Origin of the sequence: Rhizobium laguerreae, assembly GCF_002008165.1 — a bacterium.
Taxonomy (GTDB): domain Bacteria; phylum Pseudomonadota; class Alphaproteobacteria; order Rhizobiales; family Rhizobiaceae; genus Rhizobium; species Rhizobium laguerreae.
This window is the reverse complement of sequence record NZ_MRDM01000017.1, coordinates 77124-95957: the sequence shown is the minus strand read 5'-3', so window position 1 is coordinate 95957 and position 18834 is coordinate 77124. Positions and strand designations below refer to the sequence as shown.

Below are 18834 nucleotides of genomic sequence, written 5' to 3'. Positions count from 1 at the left end.
GAAGTCAGGGTCACCGAACAGAGCAGCGGAATAGATGAAACATTCAACGATACTGATGGCGGCGCTTCTTTCGCTGGCGCCGGCCGCCGCCTTTGCCCATCCGCACATCTTCGTGGAAGCGCGCCTCGAAGTCGTGGCCGGCAAGGACGGCAGTGTCGAGGAGCTGCGCAATGTCTGGCGCTTCGACGAGGTCTTTTCGTCCTCCGTCGTCATGGATTTCGACAAGAACACCGACCTGAAGCTGGAGCCGAACGAGCTCGCGGAGGTCGGAAAGACGGTGAAGCAGTCGCTTGCCGACTACGATTACTACATGAACCTGACGATCAACGGGAAGAACATCACCGTCCAGAAGCCTGACATCATCCATGTCGACTACAAGGAAGGTCAACTGCTGATGTTCTTTGCGGTGAAGCCGGTGGAGAAGATGCCACTCAAGGGCAGGCTCAGCTTCGGCGTCTATGACCCGACGCTCTATACCTCGATCGACTTTCCCACGGACGGTGAGCTCGCGATCGTCGGAGACGGCTTCAAGGCCTGCAAACATCAGGTAGTGCGGCCCGATGCCGACCAGGTGATATCGGAAAACAAACAGTCGCTGACGGACGCTTTCTTCAACGATCCCACCGGCACCAACATGTCCAAACTCTTCGCCACCCGGCTGGAGGTCACATGCTGACAAAACGCCTGCCCCTCATTTTTTGCGCAGTCGTCCTCGCGCTCCTAGCGGCGGCAAGTCTCGCCCATGCGCAATCTCCGCTTGGCATCGGCACGGCGGAGCCGAGCTTCCAGCCGACCGGCGGTCCGCTCGCACCGCTTTTGCTCTATGTGAATTATGAACAGCAGGCCTTCTACCGGGCGCTGACCGGCGCCTTAAAGGCGATGCGTCAAGACCCATGGCAACTGGCATCGCTGATCGGCCTGTCCTTCGCCTACGGCGTCTTCCATGCAGCCGGCCCGGGCCACGGCAAGGCGGTCATCTCCTCCTATATGATTGCCAACGAGATCGAGCTGAAGCGCGGCGTGATGATTTCCTTCATTTCGGCCTTCATCCAGGGCGTGGTGGCGGTAGCGCTGGTCGGCGGCGCCTGGTTGGTGTTGCGCGGCACCGGCATCACGCTGACGGCAGCGACCCACGCGATGGAGATCGCCAGCTTCATCATGGTCATCCTGTTCGGCGGCTGGCTGCTGTTTCGCAAACTGCGCTCGATAGCCGGCAATATGCCACGGCGCCGGCTGATGGCGACGCCTGCCGGCCCGGTCAGCATGATGCTCGACTGGAAGGATAATGCAGCCGAACGCCAGGCCTATGCCTTCAACGGCAAGGCGCAGGCTGTCGAAGCCGGCCACACCTTTGTTCCCGGCATGGTCTGCGAGACCTGCGGCAATGCCCACGTGCCCGACCCGGCCCTGCTCGGCGGCGATAAGTTCAGCGTCCGCGAGGCCTGGTCGGCAATCGTTGCCGTCGGTCTGCGCCCCTGTTCCGGCGCCTTGCTGGTCATGACCTTCTCACTGCTGAACGGGCTCTATCTCGGCGGCGTGCTGTCGATCGTCGCCATGTCGCTCGGCACGGCGATTACCGTTTCCCTACTTGCCACACTTGCCGTCACTGCCAAGAGCGCGGCCGTCCGCCTCTCCGGACGCGGCTCGACCGCCTCGATCTGGGTCGGCAATGCCATCGAAATCCTCGGCGCCGTGCTCGTCATGCTGATGGGTGCCCTGCTGCTTGGGGCCTCGCTGCAGGGTTAAACCTATTTCCCCCGGCTGCGCTGGTAACGCGCCCGCAACCAGAAGACAGCGAAAAACGCCATGATCAGGCAGACGCCGACGACGATCGCCAACGTCGGCGAGAAGTTGCCGATCCACAGAACGATGGTCGGCAGGAAGTAGATGACGAGGGCAGCGCTAAGCAGGATGATGCCGGCGGCGGTCGCCTGCGAGCGGCTTTCCGGGCTCATACGAGCCTTTCCTTTTCGAGATCGGCGCGGATATCCTGCAGGCGGCGGATCTGATTGCCCTCGGCGTCGAAATTCGCGGGGGAAAGCCATGCTTCGAAGGCATCGTTGATCACCGGCCATTCGGCATCGATCATCGAGAACCAGGCGGTGTCGCGGTTGCGATGCTTGGAGATCATGTGCTGGCGGAAGACCCCTTCGAAGCTGAAGCCGTAACGCGCGGCCGTCGTCTTGCTCGCCTCGTTCTTATTGTCGCATTTCCATTCGTAGCGGCGGTAGCCGAGATCCTCGAAGACGTGCTTGGCCATCAGGTAATGCGCCTCGGTCGAAAGCGGCGACCGCTTCATCTCGGCCCCGTGCGCCACTCCGCCGATCTCGACGACGCCGTTTGCCGGGTCGGCGCGCATGTAGTTCGCCATGCCGACAATCTTGCCGATGGCGTTGTCGCGGAAGATATGGGTGAGCCAGCCGGACTTGGTATTGACGGTTTCCAGCCAGCTGGCGAAATCGTCGATACCGGAGAAATCGTCCTGCGCGAAATAGAGAAGCAGCGGGTTGATGCCCATGCCGCCGAGCCCGTCCCACAGCGCCTCGAGATGTTCCGCGCGCCGATAGGGTTCAACCGTGACGAAACGGCCCTTCAGCGTCACCGGCTTCGGCGCCGGGCAGCCCTTGAAATTTGCAAGATCGCGCATGTTCACTCCCCTTTTCGGAAGAGTGGATAGGCCAGCCGCCCGACAAAGGCAACCGGCCTAGATGTCACTGTGACAAGGTCACCTTGGCGGAGGATACCGTCGCCTCGATATGGTCGACCAGTTGGTCGGCAAGGCCGAGGCGGCCGGCAAGCAGATCGAGATAACCGCGCTCGGCGCGTGAATCCGGCTCGATGGTGAGCCGCGAGCCGGTGTAGATCTCGACGCGCTGTTCTTCCGTCACCGCGGCGGCCACGAGCGCATCAATATCCGTCGGCGAGGCGAGTTCATGCTCGATGAAGGCCGCAGCCTCGCCGCTGACATCGGCGGCCTTGACCTTCTCCATGATGAGGGCGCGTTCGGCATCGTCGATATGGCCATCGGCCTTGGCGGCGGCAATCATTGCGCGGATCAGCACCAGGGCGAATTCATTGCTGCCGGCAGGCGACGTCGGCCCGAAACCGGATTCGGCAGGCGGCGGCAGAAGCACCGGATTATTGGCGGACGGTGCATCGGAAGGGGCAGCGGGGGCCTGCCCGGCCTGGTAATTCTTGTAGGCTTGGTAACCGAGGCCGGCAATCGCGGCAAGACCGCCGATCGCCAGTGCATTGCCGGCAATACTGCGGCCGGTCTTGGTGCCGAGGAGCGCGGCAGCAATGGCGCCGGTCTTCATCGGATTGTTCCTGGCCGTCTGAACGGCATCACCCGCCCTGTCGCGGACCGAGCCGCCGAGACCCGGCACCTGCGAACCCAAGAACTGGTCGAGAAGCTTTTTTGCGTCGAACATTCCTCGTCATCTCCCTGTTGAAGCTGGAGAAGAACATAGGTTTGCGACGGTTGAAATACAAACTTGGGAAGCGGGATTGAGCCGTGAGGCTCACCCGCCCTTGCCGAAACTCAGGCCTTCAGCGCCGCCGCCTCTGCCGCGAGCTTGGTAATGCCGGCCCAGTCGCCGGCCGCGACCAGTTCCTTTGGCGCCACCCACGAGCCGCCGACGCAAATGACGTTCGGCAGCGAGAGATAATCATTGGCATTCTTCAGCGAAATACCGCCGGTCGGGCAAAACAGCGTGCCGGCAAGCGGCGAGGACAGCGCCTTGAGATAGGCGGCGCCGCCAGCCTGCTCGGCCGGGAAGAATTTCAGCACCTGGTAGCCTTCTTCGCGCAGCGCCATGACTTCGCTGGCGGTCGCAGCCCCCGGAAGCAGCGGCACGTCGGAATCCGCAGCCGCATCGAGCAGCTCCTGCGTCGTGCCGGGGCTGACGATGAACTTCGAACCGGCCTCGACGGCGGCTTCCCAATGGGCGACATTAAGGATCGTGCCGGCGCCGACTTCGGCGCCTTCGACCTCTGCGGCGACGGCGCGCACCGCCTCGAGCGCCGCCGGCGTGCGCATGGTGATCTCGATCGCCTTCAGGCCGCCCGCGACGAGCGCACGGGCCAGCGGCACCGCCGTCTTCGCATCGTCGACGATCAAGACCGGAACGACAGGCTGGAGTTTCAGGATGGAAAGGAGCTTCTCTGTTTTCTCGCCCATGGTCGCGCGACCTCCTTGAAACGATTGAATTCGGACCCCGAATAACGCCCCCGCGGAACCTTGTCGAGATAAAACCGGACCGCATATCGAGAAGGGTATGAAATGCGTGGAAATTGGGCTACCGTGCCGCAATCGTCACAAAAGGTTCACCGGTATGGCGAAAGAGATCGAGCGGAAGTTTCTTGTACGCAGCGATGGATGGCGTTCCGCCGTCGAGACGAAGTCTGTCCTCAGGCAGGGTTATATTGCCTCGATGGAAGACCGCTCCGTCCGGGTGCGCATCCTCGACGGCAGGAAGGCGAAACTGACGATCAAGATCGGCCGCAGCGCCATCACTCGTGACGAATTCGAATATGACATCCCCATCGCCGATGCCGAAGAGCTGTTGCAGAACGCGATCGGCGTCGTCATCGAGAAGACGCGCTATCGCGTTCCGCATGAGGACTTCGTCTGGGAAGTCGACGTCTTTACCGGCGAGCATCGCGGACTGGTGATCGCCGAGGTGGAGATGACGGCAGAAACCGATGATCCGGCCCTGCCCACCTGGCTCGGCCGCGAAGTGACCGGCGATTTCCGCTATTCCAACCAGGCCCTTGCCACAGAATACGGGCACGACAGGCATGGCCTATCGCATTCGGCCTGACGCCGATTTCACCAAGGCATTCCGCAGCGTTGCGACGGAGCAGCTGGAACGCGCCGTCACCATCCTTGAGGAACGCCCGGACGGCGCGCATGAGGCGATCCATTCTTTCCGCAAGAACCTGAAACGGCTACGCTCGCTCTACCGCCTCGTGGCCCGCGAGGTGCCGGATTTTCAGGCCCAGGAAAATGCGAGGCTGCGCGATACCGCACGCTCGCTTTCGGCGATCCGCGACGCTGCCGCCCTCATCGGCACCGCGGAATATCTGCAGCACGCAGCCCGCGGAAAAGAGGAGAGCGAGGCGCTCGGCCGCATCGTCACCATTCTCGAAGGACGCCGTGACTGGATGGTGCAGGCCGAAAGCGGCCTGGAACAGCGGCTCGCGGAAACCTCCGACGTTCTGAAGGAAGCGATCACCGCCCTGGATGCCGTCTCCTTTGATGGCGGCCACCGCAAGAATGCCCGCATGCTGGCAAAGAGCTGGCGACGCACGGCGCGGAAGGCCAAGACCGCGCTTGCGGCTTGCCATGGCGAGGCAACGGCCGACGTTTTCCACGATCTGCGCAAACGCACCTACGACTATCGGCTCTACCATGCGCTTTTGCGTGACGTCTGGCCGGGCGCGATGAAGGCCAAGCGCTATGCGGCCAAGGAACTTGTCGAGGATCTCGGCCACATCCACGATCTCACCGTGCTCTCCGAACTGGTCGAGGCCGAACCGCAGCTCTTCACCCGCAATGACGACCTGGCGCATCTGCTCGACATCATCATCTTCCGCCAGCAGGAAGAGCGTCGGCAAGCGCTGGTCAAAGCCGAAGCGGTCTTCGCCGATGATGCCGACGAGGAAGCCCAGCGCATCGAGCTTCTCTGGTTGATGACTGGAAACTGAGAGAAGGCCGCCACTGGCGAAGGCAATTGCGCGGCCCGCCGATTTTCTGTATTTCCCGCCCATGACCGACAGCCTGACACACACCAGCCCGTTCCTCGTGGCCGCACTCTACCATTTCGTTTCCGTGCCGCACTTTGCCGGCCTGCAGGCGCCGTTGCAGACGCTTTGCGAGGAGAACGGCGTCAAGGGAACGCTGCTTCTGGCGCATGAAGGCATCAACGGCACGATCGCAGGCCCGGATGCCGGCATTCACGCCGTGCTCGCTTTCCTGCGCGCCCAGCCGGAATTTTCGGGCCTGGAGCACAAGGAAAGCCGCGCCTCGAAAATGCCCTTCCTGCGCATGAAGGTGAAGCTGAAGAAGGAAATCGTCACCATGGGCGTCGAAGATATCGACCCCAACAAGGTGGTCGGCACCTATGTGGCTGCCAAGGACTGGAACGCGCTGATTTCCGACCCCGACACCATCGTCATCGACACCCGCAACGACTACGAGACGGCGATCGGAACCTTCCGCGGCGCGCTCGACCCGAAGACCAAGAGCTTCCGTGAGTTTCCGGAATGGGTGCGTCAGAATCCCGGTCTGCACAACAAGCCAAAGGTCGCCATGTACTGCACCGGCGGCATACGCTGCGAGAAGGCCACCGCCTTCATGAAGGCTGAGGGCTTCGACGAGGTCTATCATCTGAAGGGCGGCATCCTGAAATATCTGGAGGAAGTGCCGCAGGAGGAGAGCCTCTGGGATGGCACCTGCTTCGTCTTCGACGAGCGCGTGTCCGTCGAGCACGGTTTGAAGGAAGGCGAACACCGGCTCTGCCACGCCTGCCGCAACCCGATCACCGCCGAGGAAATCACCTCGCCGCTTTACGAGGAAGGCGTTTCCTGCAGCCACTGCTACCACATGCGTACGGAGGAAGACCGGCTGCGTTACCGTCAGCGTCAGCATCAGATCGCCCTGGCGAAAAAGCGCGGCCAGCGACATATCGGCAGCTGAGCCGGAATTCTGATTGGCCTGAGGATCAGGCTGCCGGTCGAGCTGCGCCGACGTGGCGCCGGGCCGCAGGCTCCGCTTTGCGTCGCTCCTGCAGCATCTCGGTGATAAGGTCCGATGTCACAGGCTTTGCGAACCAATAGCCCTGCAGGCAGTCACAGCCGAAGAGGCGCATGGCGATCGCCTGCTCCTCGGTCTCGATACCTTCGGCCGTCACCGGAATATCGAGCGAACGGGCAAGTGCTACCGTCGCCTGCAGCATCTCGCGCTGGCGTTTGTCGTTGACACCCATGACCAGCGAGCGGTCGATCTTGATGCGGTCGAAGCCGAACTGCCTGAGATAACCGATCGAGGAGAAACCGGAACCGAAATCGTCGAGCGCCACCTTGACCCCCAGCCCCTTCAACCGTTCGATCGACTGGCGGGTGCGCTGCGGATTCTGGATCATGTAGCCTTCGGTGATCTCGAGCGTGATGCGGTCGGCCTCGATCTCCGTCTGTTTCAGCACGTAGCGCACATAGTCGGTAAAGGCGGGATTGCGGAACTGGCCGGGCGAGACGTTAACCGAGACATTGAGTTCCGGCCATTGCTTGGCCGTCTCGCAGGCCTTGCGCAGTACGAACAGGCCGAGCGATTCGATGAGGCCGCTGGTCTCGGCAATCGGGATGAACAGCTCGGGCGAGACAGGACCATGGCCCGGGCGGTTCCAGCGCACCAGAGCCTCGACGCCGGTCATCGCATGTGTGCTCGCATCGATCAGCGGCTGGTAGGCGAGCGTCAGGTCGCCGCTTTCGATCGCCATCCGGAGATCGAGCTCCAGCGCATTACGCTGCTCCCGATCCGCATCCATCGACGGATCATAGAGCATCATCCGCGCGCGGCCGGCCTCCTTCGCTTTGTACATGGCAAGATCGGAGCGGCGCACCAGCTCTTCGCGCCCGACCGCACCCAAAGGCGACATGGCGATGCCGATACTGGCTCCGACGACGACCACGCGGCGGCCGATCTCTAGCGGCTCGACCAGAAAATCGAGGATCTGTTCGGCAAGCTGCAGGGCGGCGGCATTCTCGCCGTCGGAGAGAAAGGCGATCGCAAATTCATCGCCGCCGATGCGCGCGAGAACCGCACCCTGCGGAATGAGCACAGCGAGCCCGGCCGCGACCGCACGGATCAGCTGGTCACCGGTGCCGTGGCCATAACTGTCATTGACTTCCTTGAAGCCATCAAGATCAAGATAGAGGAGCAGCACGTTGCGCTTGGCCTGGCATGCCTCGACGACAAAGCGATCGACGGCGAGCCCGAGACCATCGCGGTTGGAAAGACCGCTCAACCTGTCGCGCAACGCCTCCTCGCGGGCGCTGCCTTCCTCTGCCCTCAGGCGGCGGCCGGCAAGCCAGCCGATGACCAGCAGCACTACGAAGAACAATCCGACGAGGCCGAGAGCCTGGATGACCATCGGCCGCACCTGAGCATAGGCGATATCGCCGGGTGAACGCGAGGTCCAGACGAGCTTGCCGAGCGTTGCCCCCGTCGGATCGACGATCGGTACGCGATAGTCGGCAGCAAAACTCGGCGGCGCCAGCCTCAGCCCGCCGATGACATAGGTCTGGCCGAGCGCGGTCACTCTGTCGTCATCGAGATGGCGGGCGAAAACAAGATAGCGGCGCTGGCCGACGGGCGCATCCAGCGCACCGGACTTTTCCCGCACCAATGCCACGCCGACAGCGGCAATGCCGCGTTTGGTGGTGACGAAGCCGACCGCTTGAGGACGATCGGCCGGGCCGGCCGCCTTCACCCTGTCGAGCAGGACCCAGAGCGACGGCGCGAAGAAATCCGTGAGCGGCTCCTCCATCGGTTTGCCGTCGCGATAGGTCATGATCGCCTTCTTCTCGCCATCGATGACGATCGCCACGTCAAACAGCGAGCTATTGACCGACATCTCGCCGTAATTGCTCACCGTCCAGGCCATACCGTCCGGCGCGTAGACGTTGGCGGCGGCATCGTCCCAGGCGGCATAATCGTCGAGCGTCGCGCCGAGCTGATCCTCGAATGTCTTCACCGCGCCGATCGTCGTTTCGCGCGAGCGCTCGTCATCGAGGAGATTGGCGTTTTCGGTCACGCGTTCGAGTGCCGTCAGCACCATGACGGTGACGACGGCGACGATGACCGCGAAGGAGAAAAGTACGCCGGTGACGGTAATGTGACGGCCTATTCCCGATCCCTTGCTCTGCGACTTTCCGACTGCCTGCATAACAGCTCCCTGACCGGTGCACTTTGCCAGCCAAGGGTTCAAAAACGTTTAAACAACCGCCTGTTGCACGTGTCTGACGATCGATTTTTGTCCGTGCCGCCGGTGGTCGCGAAATTGACGGCAAGCAGCGTCAGCTTGCCGTGCCGCCGGACGGGCAAGTTCAAAAGGCGCCTGGATCAAGTGCCCGCTGGAGTAATTGCGCTAACCCGCTTTGTGATTGCCCTTCGGGAACTGAGCCGCCAGTTCGCGATACCACTTGCCGCTCTTCTTTACCGTGCGTAACTGCGTCTGATAATCGACATGGACGAGGCCGAAGCGCATGCGGTAGCCTTCCGCCCATTCGAAATTGTCCATCAGGCTCCAGGCGAAATAGCCGCGCAGGGGATAGCCGTCCTTGACGAGGCCGGCCACGATGTCGAGGTGATCGCCGAGATAGTCGAGGCGCATCACGTCGTCGACCTCGCCGTCGACGACATCGGTATTGTCGCAGGCGCCGTTCTCGGTGATGTAGCATTCCGGCAGGTCATAGCGGCGGTAAAGGTCCTCGACCGAGAGCTTCAGGCCCGGCGCATAGATTTCCCAGCCGATATCGGTCTTGACGTCGCTTGCCGGCGGCGCTTCCACCGTCCAGGGGAAATCGCCCTTGCGTTCGGCATCGTCGGTGACGCGCTCGGGCTTGTAGTAGTTCAGACCCCACCAGTCGAGTTTCTGGCTGATGAGCTTCATGTCGCCATCCCCGATGGCGGGCATGCGATCGCCGAGCGCTTCGACGAATTCCTTTGGATACTCGCCCTTGAAGACGGGGTCGAAGAAGGCGCCGTTGTGGAACTGATGTGCACGCTCGGCGGCGGCGCGATCGGCCGGGCTGTCGGAGCCGGGAATGATCGAGGCGGCATTGAGCACGAGGCCGACCGGCACATTGGGGGCTTCCGAGCGGATCGCCTCGACGCCGAGGCCGTGTGCCAGGTTCATGTAATGCATGGCGTGAAGGGCGGCCTGCATGTTGCGCTCGCCAGGAGCATGAATGCCGTAGAGGTGGCTGAGCCAGACGATGCACCAGGGCTCGTTGAAGGTGGCGACACTGTCAAGGCGATCCCCCAGGCGGTTCATCACCGTCTTGGCGTAGCGCTGATAGGCGTAGGCGGTCGAGCGCGCAGTCCAGCCGCCCTCGCCGGCGAGCAACAGAGGCAGATCCCAATGGTAGAGCGTCGCGAAGGTCTTGATGCCCCGCGCCTTGCAGCCGTCAACCAGCCGGTCGTAGAAATCGAGGCCGGCCTCGTTTACCGGACCCGTACCGTCGGGGATAATGCGCGGCCAGGCGATCGAGAACCTGTAGGCTTCGACACCCATCTCCTTGATGAGATCGAGGTCCTGCTCCAGGCGATTGTAGTGGTCGCAGGCAACGTCGCCGTTATCGCGATTATGGACGCGACCGGGCATATTGCAGAAAGCATCCCAGATGGATGGCTTGCGGCCATCGGCCTTGCTGGCGCCTTCGATCTGGAAGGCGGCGGTGGCAACGCCGAAAGTGAAGTCGCCGGGAAAGCGCTCCGCGAGTTTCTTCGGATCGATCATCTGCAAATCCTATCTCTCAGGTTCAGCCGTTTGCGCCGGATTTAGCCAAGCCCGAGTGTAAAGTACAGGCTGGCGGCGAGAAAATCTGCAACGTTGCAGGAGGAAAAACAGAACAGCTGCAACGCCGCTCCCTATCCGGGCAACCACCCTCATAACGGCATTGTCAGCAGTCGTGACTTGGCCGTTGAGACGGAGATCCTTACACGGGAAATGGAATCACAAATGTGAAAGGAATCCAATGCTCTCTTCGTTCCATTCGCTGCAGCCTCATCTGCTGAGCCTGTTGCGCATCGTCTCGTCACTCGTGCTTTTCAGCTACGGAACACAGAAAATCCTGCATTTTCCGGCTGCGGCAAGCGTACCGCCCGCGGGCTCGCTTTCCTGGATTGCCGGGCTGCTCGAACTCACCTTCGGCTTCCTGGTCCTGGTGGGATTCCAGACTCGTATCGCAGCCTTCGTGCTCTCGGGCCTGATGGCCTTCGCCTATTTCATCGGGCACGCGTCGAAGGGCATCTATCCTGCGCAGAACGGCGGCGTCGCGGCGATCCTGTTCTGCTTCGTGTTTCTTTATCTGGTGGCGGCAGGTGCCGGACCGTTGAGCGTCGACAATCTGCTGAAGCGCGGGCGCACTGCTACTGCCTGACCAAATAAACAAAATGCCGAGACGGCTTGACCCCGCCTCGGCGCTTTCATGGCGCAATCCAGATCGTTAATTCAGACCTTGACCCAGGCGCCGTTCTTCTTCGAAGACGCGACGCAGGCTTCGACGAAAGCCACGCCCTTCACGCCGTCATCGACTGTGGGGTAGACCACTGCCTTGTCGACGGCCTTGTCCTTTTTGCGGGCGTTGATCGCATGTGCGGCTTCCGTATAGATCGTCGCGAAGGCTTCGAGATAACCTTCCGGATGCCCGGATGGCACGCGCGTGACACGGCCGGCAGCCGCGCCTGAACCGGCGCCGCCCCGGGTGATCAGCCGCTTCGACTCGCCGAAAGGCGTGTACCACAAGTAGTTCGGGTCCTTCTGGGTCCATTCGAGCCCGCCCTTGGTGCCGTAGACGCGGACCATCAGACCGTTTTCATGGCCGGGCGCCACCTGGCTGCACCAGAGCATGCCCTTGGCTGGCTTCTCCGAGCCCTTCGCCTTGAAGCGCAGCATGACATGCGCGTTATCGTCCAGCCGGCGGCCGGGAACGAAGCTGTCGAGATCGGCAGCGAGGCTGTCGAGCTCCAGGCCAGTGATGAAGGCGGCGAGATTATAGGCATGCGTACCGATATCGCCCGTCGAGCCGCCGACGCCGGACTGTGCCGGATCGGTGCGCCAGGCAGCCTGTTTCTGGCCGGTTTGCTCGACCGCTTCCGTCAGCCAGTCCTGCGGATATTCGGCCTGGACGACGCGGATGTCGCCGAGTTCGCCATTCGCGATCATCTCCCGCGCCTGGCGGACCATCGGATAGCCGGTGTAATTATGAGTCAGCACGAACAGCGCGCCGCTCTCGTCGGCGATCTTCTTCAGCTTCTTCGCATCGGCAAGGTTGGACGTCAGCGGCTTGTCGCAGATGACATGGATGCCGCGCTTCAGGAATTCCTTGGCTGCATCGTAATGCACATGGTTCGGCGTGACGATCGCCACCGCCTCGATGCCGTTCTTCAGCTTCGCCTCGCGGATTGCCATCTCGCGGTAGCTGGAATAGGTCCGCGACGGATCGAGGCCGAGGTCGCGGCCGGATGCGATCGCCTTTTCGGACGAAGCCGACAGCGCGCCGGCGATGAGATCGTACTGATCGTCGATGCGTGCCGCGATACGGTGCACCGCGCCGATAAACGCGCCCGCGCCGCCGCCCACCATACCGAGCCGGATGCGCGGCTCGCGGGTCTGTTCGGATGATGCTTCGATTGCCATTGATTCCTCCTGAAATTTGAACTTGGTGCGGATATGCCCCTCATCCGACTGCCGCCACCTTCTCCCTGCTCGCGGGGAGAAGGTGTATGCCGCGGCGTCTTTTCCGCTCTCGACGCTTGGTCGGGCAAGTCCCCTCGCCCCGTTTACGGGGAGAGGGTCAGGGTGAGGGGCAACCAACCAATATGAACTGATTTAGGAAAGCCCCAGCATCCGCCGGTTGGCCGCCTGGTCTGTGCCGCTGCCGGCGAAATCGTCGAAGGCTTTCTCGGTGACGCGGATGATATGGGCGGCAACGAATTCGGCGCCTTCGCGGGCACCGTCCTCCGGATGCTTCAGCGCACATTCCCATTCGACCACCGCCCAGCCGTCGAAATTATTCGCCGTCATCTTCGAAAACACCGCGCCGAAATCGACCTGGCCGTCGCCGAGAGAGCGGAACCGGCCGGCGCGTTCGACCCAGCCCTGATAGCCGCCGTAGACGCCCTGGCGTCCGGTCGGATTGAACTCCGCATCCTTGACGTGGAACATCTTGATGCGGTCCTTGTAGATGTCGATATTGTCGAGATAATCGAGGCACTGCAGGACATAGTGCGAGGGATCGTAGAGCATGTTGGCGCGCGGATGGTTCTTCACCCGCTCTAGGAACATCTCGAAGGTGATGCCGTCATGCAGGTCCTCGCCCGGGTGGATCTCGTAGCAGACGTCGATACCGTTCTCGTCCGCATGGTTGAGGATCGGCGTCCAGCGGCGGGCAAGCTCGTCGAAGGCAGTCTCGACCAGACCGGCAGGACGCTGCGGCCAGGGATAGATGAAGGGCCAGGCAAGCGCGCCAGAGAAGGTCGCATGCGCCGTAAGCCCGAGGTTCTTGGATGCGGTCAGCGCCATCTTGACCTGCTCGACCGCCCATTCCTGACGCGCTTTCGGATTGCCACGCACCTCCGGTGCAGCAAACCCGTCGAAGGCTTCGTCATAGGCCGGGTGAACGGCGACGAGCTGGCCTTGCAGATGGGTGGAGAGTTCGGTGATCTCGATGCCGTTTTCGCGCGCCTTGCCGGCGAATTCGTCGCAATAAGCCTTGGATGTGGCAGCCTTCTTCAGATCGATCAGCTGGCTGGCCCAGGTCGGCACCTGGACGCCCTTGTAACCGATGTCGGCCGCCCATTTGGTGATGGCGTCCCACGAATTGAAAGGAGCAGTATCGCCCGCGAACTGGCCAAGGAAAAGGCCGGGGCCCTTGATCGTCTTCATGTCAGATTCCTCCCTGAATATCGACCGTAAACGTTTCTGAAGTGTTGTAGCACGCTATTTGGCGGGAGCAAGGCGCCTCCTCGCCCTTGCGTCGAATTTGGCGCGAGGCCAAATGCGATATGGCTGCGAGCTAATCATGATGGGCTTTGGCGGGCAAGAGGTACGTGCAGCATTTTCGGCCAGCCGCTGTATGGAAGCATAAAAAATGCGCCCATCCTTTCGAATGGGCGCTTGTCTCAAGTCGATGGATTAGAACGGCGAATCCGGGAAATAGAAGTCCTTGGCATTCTCCTTGGTGACGAGCGTCGCATCCAGAATGTAGCTGCCATGAACCGGAACCTGATCGTAGAGGGCCGCCGCCGTCAGCTCCATTGCCGTGCCGACCATTGCCGGCGGATAGAGAACGTCGACGGGGATCATCTTGTCGCCGTCCATGACCTTCTTGACCATGTCCTTGGAGCCGGCGCCGGCGACGACATACTTGATGTCTGTGCGCTTGGCCTGCTCGATCGCCTGAAGAACGCCGACGGCCATGTCGTCGTCCTGGCACCATACGACGTCGATCTTCTGGTACTTGGTCAGGTAGTCCTGCATGACCTTGAAGGCATCGTCGCGGTTCCAGTTGCCATATTGGCGGTCGAGAACCTTGACGTTCGAGCCGGCAATGCCCTTATCGAAGCCGTCCTGGCGCTGCTGATCGATCGGGATCGGCAGACCGCGGATGATGACCACTTCGGCGTCCGGCGTCGTGTCCTTGATGTACTTGCCGGCGACTTCGCCGAGAGCCGGGTTGTTGCCGGCGACATAAAGGTCGCGCACGGAATTGTCATTGTTGCTCGGCGCGCGGTCGACGAGGGCGACGAACTTGCCTTTGGCCTTGACTTCCTTGATGGCGTTGACGAGCGGATCCGGGTCCGACGGCAGGATGACGAGGGCGTCGATGCCTTGCGTATCGAGATCCTGCACGGCGTTGGCCTGGCTGGCGGCGTCCGGCGAGGTCTTGACGATGACGTTGAGACCGGGATGTTCGGCCATCAGAAGCTTGGCGACGCGTTCGGCATGGAACACGACGCCCGACGTCCAACCGTGGTCGGCGGCCGGAATGGATACGCCGATCGTGAATTTCTTGTCCTGGGCGTGAGCGGCGCCGGCGAACGTCACCGCCGCAACCGCCAGACCCAACATCAATTTACGCATGCTATTTCCTCCCAATAAGGTCAGGGACTTTTCCATACGGGACCGGACGCCCTGTAAGTCCGGTCAATTCATGATTTGGCAATTCAGGCTTTGCGCACCAGCGAGCGCTGGACGAACATGGCGATGATGATGATTGCACCCTGGATGGCGCCGATCAGATACTCGCTGATGAAATTCGAAAGCAGCATGATGTTGCCGACCAATTCGAGAATAAAGGCGCCGCAGATCGTGCCCCAGACCCTGCCCGCGCCACCCTTGAGCGCCGTGCCGCCAACGACGACGGCGGTGATCGCCTGCAGTTCCCACAGGATACCTGTCGTCGCCGAGGTCGAGCCAAGACGGGGAACGTAGAGCAGCACGGCAATGGCGACGCACAATCCCTGGATGACGAAGGCAATCGTCCGCACACGGTTGACCGCGATGCCCGAATAGCGGGCGACATCGCTGTTTGATCCGACCGCGACGACGTGGCGCCCGTAACGGGTGCGGTAGAGGATGAAGGCAGCAACCGCCGTCACCGCCAGGATCACTACGATCGGCACCGGTATGCCGGCGATATTGCCGAAATAAGCAGGGCGATAGAGCGTCTGGATATCCGCGGAGCGAAGCGTGATCGCGCCGCCCTGCGACAGCCATGTCGTCAGGCCGCGATAGATGCCCATCGTGCCGAGCGTCGCGATGAACGGCTCGATCCTGCCGACCGTCGTGATCAGGCCGTTCGCCAGGCCGCAGAGTGCGCCGGCAACCATGGTGAAGACGACCGCGACCACCAGCATCAAAGCCGGGTTTTCGATGGCGCCTGAGTTCATCAGCAGGATCATCAGGCTGGCGACGAAGGCCACCATCGAGCCCACCGAAAGGTCGAGATCCCCCGCTGATATCACGAAGGTCGCACCGACCGCGATAATGGCGATGAATGCGCTTCGCGTCGCGACATTGGCAAGGTTAGTGATGCCGATGAAATTAGGGTTGACCAGGGCTCCAACGATCAGCAGGAGCGCCAGGGCGACGAAGGGCGCGACCGCACGCAGGTCGACATCCCGCCAGGATCGGCGCCGGATTTCCCTGGTCTCCTCGTTGACACTCATTTCCAAAACCAACCTCCCGTCCCATATTTTCTGGGAATCTTAATGTGTCGCCCTGATCGGCAAAGCCCTGCTTCAGCCTTCAGGCAGCCGCCTTCTTCTTGAGCCCGGCGGCGTAACGCATGATCTCCTGCTCGGAAATCTCCTCGCCCTCGAGCACGCCGACGATACGCCCTTCGCGCATCACCGCCACTCTCGTGCAGAGGCCGATGACCTCCGGCATCTCCGACGACACGACGATGATTGACCGGCCGTCCCGGGCGAGTGCCGAGATGAAATGATAGATCTGCTGCTTGGTGCCCACATCGATGCCGCGCGTCGGCTCGTCGATGATGATGATCTGAGGTTCGGTCTCCATGACCTTGGCGAGCAGCAACTTCTGCTGGTTCCCCCCCGACATCCGGCCGGCGACGATATTGCTGTCGCGAACCCTGATATCGAAGCGGCGTTTGGCCTTTGCCATCGCGGCCGCCTCGCTGCCCGGGCTGAGATAACCGTGGCGAGCGTGCCTTCCAAGCGATTGCAGTGTCAGATTGGTCACCATGCCGGAGCGCAGCAAGAGGCCTTTCGACTTGCGGTCCTTGGTCATATAGGCGAGCCCGCAGCGATTGGCGGCATGGACGTCGCCGGAGGGAACCGTTTCGCCCTTGATGACCACCTCGCCCTCGAGACGGGTCCGCAACCCGGCGATTGCTTCCATCAGCTCGGTGCGGCCGGAGCCGATCATGCCTGAAAAACCGATGATCTCGCCCTTGCGCACCTCGAAGCTCGCGTCATTCACATAGCCCGTGGACAACGACGCGACCCTGAGGACAATCTCCTCGTCGATATCAGGCTCGACCTTGGCGGGATAGAGGCTGGAGAGTTCGCGGCCGACCATCAGCTGCGCGATCGATTCCCCGTCCAGAACGGATGTCGGTGAAGTCTTGATCCATTGGCCATCGCGAAGGACGGTGACCCGGTCGGTCAACTCCATCACTTCGTCGAGTTTGTGGGACACGAAGACGAAGCTGGTACCCTGGTCGCGAAGTTTGCGAACCTGCTTGAACAGCATGCTGGTCTCTTCACTCGACAGCACTGCGGTCGGTTCGTCCATGAACACCACGCGCGCATCGCGGCTGATTGCCTTGGCGATTTCGACCATCTGCTTGTCGGCGATGGAAAGTGTGCTGATCAGCGCATTCTCATCAACATGCGAACCGAGCACATTGAGAACCTTGCGTGTCTCCGACCGCATATATTTGCGATCGAGCACGCCGAAGCGCGTGACTTCGCGCCCGAGAAAAAGGCTCTCCGTCACGGTCAAATGTTCGGCGAGGTTGAATTCCTGGTGAATGATGACGATGCCGAGCGCCTCGGCGGCGCCATTCGGCGGCAGGACGACCGGCTTGCCGTCGAGCAGTATTTCGCCGGAACTCGGCTGTTCGAAACCGGACAATACCTTGACGAGCGTGGATTTTCCGGCGCCATTTTCACCCATGAGTGCATGGATTTCGCCGGCGCGGAGATCGAAGTTCACGCTGAAGAGAACCTGCACTCCACTGAAGGATTTGCATATGCGCCTGGCGGACAGCACCACGGGTGCGGTGTCGGCAGCTTCCACAGTCATCCGGTCCTCCCAAAGCGGCATCCCACCCGCTCTGGGGCTTATGTAAACCTTTACATACATCATGTAAAGGTTTACATCGTTGATTTACACAGATCAGTTGAAGCATGCCTTTGACCTCTCGACAAGTCTGTGTAGTGTCGCGGCGAAGACAGCCCCAAGGCAGAGCCAAGTGTCGAATTCCACGCCCGCAACCATCGAAGACGTCGCCCGGATCGCCGAGGTCTCCATCGCGACGGTTTCCCGGGCAATCCACATGCCGGAGAAGGTCGCCAACTCCACCCGCCTCAAGGTCAACCAGGCGATCGCCATCACCGGCTATACGACCAACGCCATGGCGCGCAGCCTGAGGCTTGGCCGCTCCAACATGATCCTCGTCGTGGCGCCCGATATCGGCGATCCCAATTTCTCCAACATTCTCGTCGGGCTGGAAAACGAAGCGCGAGCTCACGGCTACGGCATCCTGATCGGCCACACGCAGAACGATGCGCAGCGCGGTCTGGAATATCTGAAATTCTTCAATTCCAACCAGGCGGCCGGATTGATCCTGTTCACCGGCATCCTGCCCTTCGGGCATCAGACCATGACCGCGCGGCTGCCGCCGAGCGTCGGCGTTTTCGAGCCCGTCTTCAACGGCGGCATTCCCTATGTCGGCGTCGACGACACCGAGGGCGCTCGCAAAGCGGTGGATCTGCTGCTGGCCGAAGGGCATCGCAAGATCGCCTTCATCGGCGATTCGCGCACCCGGCTTGCCTATACCAGACGCCGCATGGGTTACGATGCCGGTCTCGACGCAGCAGGCATCCCGCCCGACACCAGGATCGTGCTCGAAGGCGACGGCACGATCGAAAGCGGGCGGCATGCGGTCGAACAGCTTTTCATGCGCGACACGCTTCCAACCGCCTTCATGTGCGTGAACGACCAGACGGCGATCGGCGTCATGATTGGTCTCGGCGCGCGAGGCTACGACATTCCGCGGGATTTCTCGGTGACCGGTTTCGACGACGTGCCGCAGGCCGTCTTCATATCCCCACCGCTGACCACGGTCCGCCAGCCGAGAACGGCAATCGGCAAGCAGGCAATGGCGCTGCTGCTGGAACTTCTGTCCGATGGCCGGCCGGCCGAAACGGAAATCCTGCTGAGGCCGGATCTGGTGGTTCGGAACTCAGTCTCGGCGCCGTCGCGCAACTGGTCGAAGCGTTGAACCCATATCGCTGAGCGCTTAAGGCGCATTTAGCCGGCAAAATTGCGCCGGCGACCAATGGCCGCCGAC

General features: G+C 61.6%; 18 protein-coding genes. 7 read left to right on the top strand and 11 right to left on the bottom strand.

Features of this window, described 5'->3' with window-relative positions:
* Nucleotides 1–34: 34 nt before the first annotated feature.
* Nucleotides 35–676 carry a DUF1007 family protein gene (locus BS630_RS24490; RefSeq protein ID WP_065281302.1) on the top strand — a complete coding sequence of 214 codons (642 nt, stop codon included), beginning with the start codon at nt 35–37 and terminating at the stop codon, nt 674–676.
* Nucleotides 670–1746 carry a nickel/cobalt transporter gene (locus BS630_RS24485; RefSeq protein ID WP_077979455.1) on the top strand — a complete coding sequence of 359 codons (1077 nt, stop codon included), beginning with the start codon at nt 670–672 and terminating at the stop codon, nt 1744–1746. Before BS630_RS24490 ends, BS630_RS24485 begins: the two co-directional genes overlap by 7 nt.
* A gap of 2 nt (nt 1747–1748) precedes the next feature.
* On the opposite strand, the gene BS630_RS24480 is transcribed toward BS630_RS24485, so the two are convergent.
* The 4 genes from BS630_RS24480 to BS630_RS24465 all read right to left on the bottom strand — a co-directional run bounded on the left by BS630_RS24480 (nt 1749) and on the right by BS630_RS24465 (nt 4180).
* Nucleotides 1749–1955 carry a hypothetical protein gene (locus tag BS630_RS24480; RefSeq protein WP_017962148.1) on the bottom strand — a complete coding sequence of 69 codons (207 nt, stop codon included), beginning with the start codon at nt 1953–1955 and terminating at the stop codon, nt 1749–1751.
* Complete coding sequence (locus BS630_RS24475) at nt 1952–2647, bottom strand: GNAT family N-acetyltransferase (RefSeq protein ID WP_077979652.1); 696 nt, start codon at nt 2645–2647, stop codon at nt 1952–1954. The genes BS630_RS24480 and BS630_RS24475 overlap by 4 nt, the downstream gene beginning before the upstream one ends.
* Before the next feature lie 64 nt (nt 2648–2711).
* Entirely contained in the window at nt 2712–3431 is a 720-nt protein-coding gene (locus BS630_RS24470; RefSeq protein ID WP_077979454.1) for a tellurite resistance TerB family protein, read from the bottom strand.
* Nucleotides 3432–3541: 110 nt separating this feature from the next.
* Nucleotides 3542–4180, bottom strand: coding sequence for a 2-dehydro-3-deoxy-phosphogluconate aldolase (locus BS630_RS24465; RefSeq protein WP_003543005.1), 639 nt, complete (start codon nt 4178–4180; stop codon nt 3542–3544).
* Between the two features lie 154 nt (nt 4181–4334).
* On the opposite strand from BS630_RS24465, the gene BS630_RS24460 reads away from it, so the two are divergent.
* The 3 genes from BS630_RS24460 to trhO all read left to right on the top strand — a co-directional run bounded on the left by BS630_RS24460 (nt 4335) and on the right by trhO (nt 6700).
* The gene (locus BS630_RS24460) at nt 4335–4823 is read left to right on the top strand and encodes a CYTH domain-containing protein (protein ID WP_077979453.1); all 489 of its coding nucleotides are present in this window, start codon (nt 4335–4337) and stop codon (nt 4821–4823) included.
* On the top strand, nt 4801–5709 hold the full coding sequence (locus tag BS630_RS24455) for a CHAD domain-containing protein (RefSeq protein ID WP_077979452.1): 909 nt from the start codon (nt 4801–4803) through the stop codon (nt 5707–5709). The genes BS630_RS24460 and BS630_RS24455 overlap by 23 nt, the downstream gene beginning before the upstream one ends.
* Nucleotides 5710–5770: 61 nt before the next feature.
* The gene (trhO, locus tag BS630_RS24450) at nt 5771–6700 is read left to right on the top strand and encodes an oxygen-dependent tRNA uridine(34) hydroxylase TrhO (protein ID WP_077979451.1); all 930 of its coding nucleotides are present in this window, start codon (nt 5771–5773) and stop codon (nt 6698–6700) included.
* A gap of 25 nt (nt 6701–6725) precedes the next feature.
* Here trhO and BS630_RS24445 read toward each other — a convergent pair whose 3' ends face one another.
* Together BS630_RS24445 and BS630_RS24440 are read right to left on the bottom strand one after the other, a co-directional pair.
* Nucleotides 6726–8948, bottom strand: a complete 2223-nt coding sequence (locus BS630_RS24445) for a putative bifunctional diguanylate cyclase/phosphodiesterase (protein ID WP_077979450.1) — start codon at nt 8946–8948, stop codon at nt 6726–6728.
* A gap of 201 nt (nt 8949–9149) precedes the next feature.
* Complete coding sequence (locus BS630_RS24440) at nt 9150–10523, bottom strand: GH1 family beta-glucosidase (protein ID WP_077979449.1); 1374 nt, start codon at nt 10521–10523, stop codon at nt 9150–9152.
* 238 nt (nt 10524–10761) lie between these two features.
* Here BS630_RS24440 and BS630_RS24435 point away from each other — a divergent pair, with 238 nt between their 5' ends.
* Nucleotides 10762–11166, top strand: coding sequence for a DoxX family protein (locus tag BS630_RS24435; protein WP_077979448.1), 405 nt, complete (start codon nt 10762–10764; stop codon nt 11164–11166).
* 71 nt (nt 11167–11237) lie between these two features.
* Here BS630_RS24435 and BS630_RS24430 read toward each other — a convergent pair whose 3' ends face one another.
* The 5 genes from BS630_RS24430 to BS630_RS24410 all read right to left on the bottom strand — a co-directional run bounded on the left by BS630_RS24430 (nt 11238) and on the right by BS630_RS24410 (nt 17564).
* Nucleotides 11238–12425, bottom strand: coding sequence for a Gfo/Idh/MocA family protein (locus BS630_RS24430; protein ID WP_077979447.1), 1188 nt, complete (start codon nt 12423–12425; stop codon nt 11238–11240).
* Between the two features lie 192 nt (nt 12426–12617).
* Entirely contained in the window at nt 12618–13673 is a 1056-nt protein-coding gene (locus BS630_RS24425; protein ID WP_029871833.1) for a sugar phosphate isomerase/epimerase family protein, read from the bottom strand.
* 249 nt (nt 13674–13922) lie between these two features.
* Nucleotides 13923–14870 carry a substrate-binding domain-containing protein gene (locus BS630_RS24420; RefSeq protein WP_025396077.1) on the bottom strand — a complete coding sequence of 316 codons (948 nt, stop codon included), beginning with the start codon at nt 14868–14870 and terminating at the stop codon, nt 13923–13925.
* Nucleotides 14871–14953: 83 nt separating this feature from the next.
* On the bottom strand, nt 14954–15958 hold the full coding sequence (locus tag BS630_RS24415) for an ABC transporter permease (RefSeq protein ID WP_025396078.1): 1005 nt from the start codon (nt 15956–15958) through the stop codon (nt 14954–14956).
* 79 nt (nt 15959–16037) lie between these two features.
* The gene (locus BS630_RS24410) at nt 16038–17564 is read right to left on the bottom strand and encodes a sugar ABC transporter ATP-binding protein (protein WP_077979446.1); all 1527 of its coding nucleotides are present in this window, start codon (nt 17562–17564) and stop codon (nt 16038–16040) included.
* Between the two features lie 169 nt (nt 17565–17733).
* Here BS630_RS24410 and BS630_RS24405 point away from each other — a divergent pair, with 169 nt between their 5' ends.
* On the top strand, nt 17734–18765 hold the full coding sequence (locus BS630_RS24405; protein WP_077979445.1) for a LacI family DNA-binding transcriptional regulator: 1032 nt from the start codon (nt 17734–17736) through the stop codon (nt 18763–18765).
* The last annotated feature ends 69 nt before the right edge of the window (nt 18766–18834 follow it).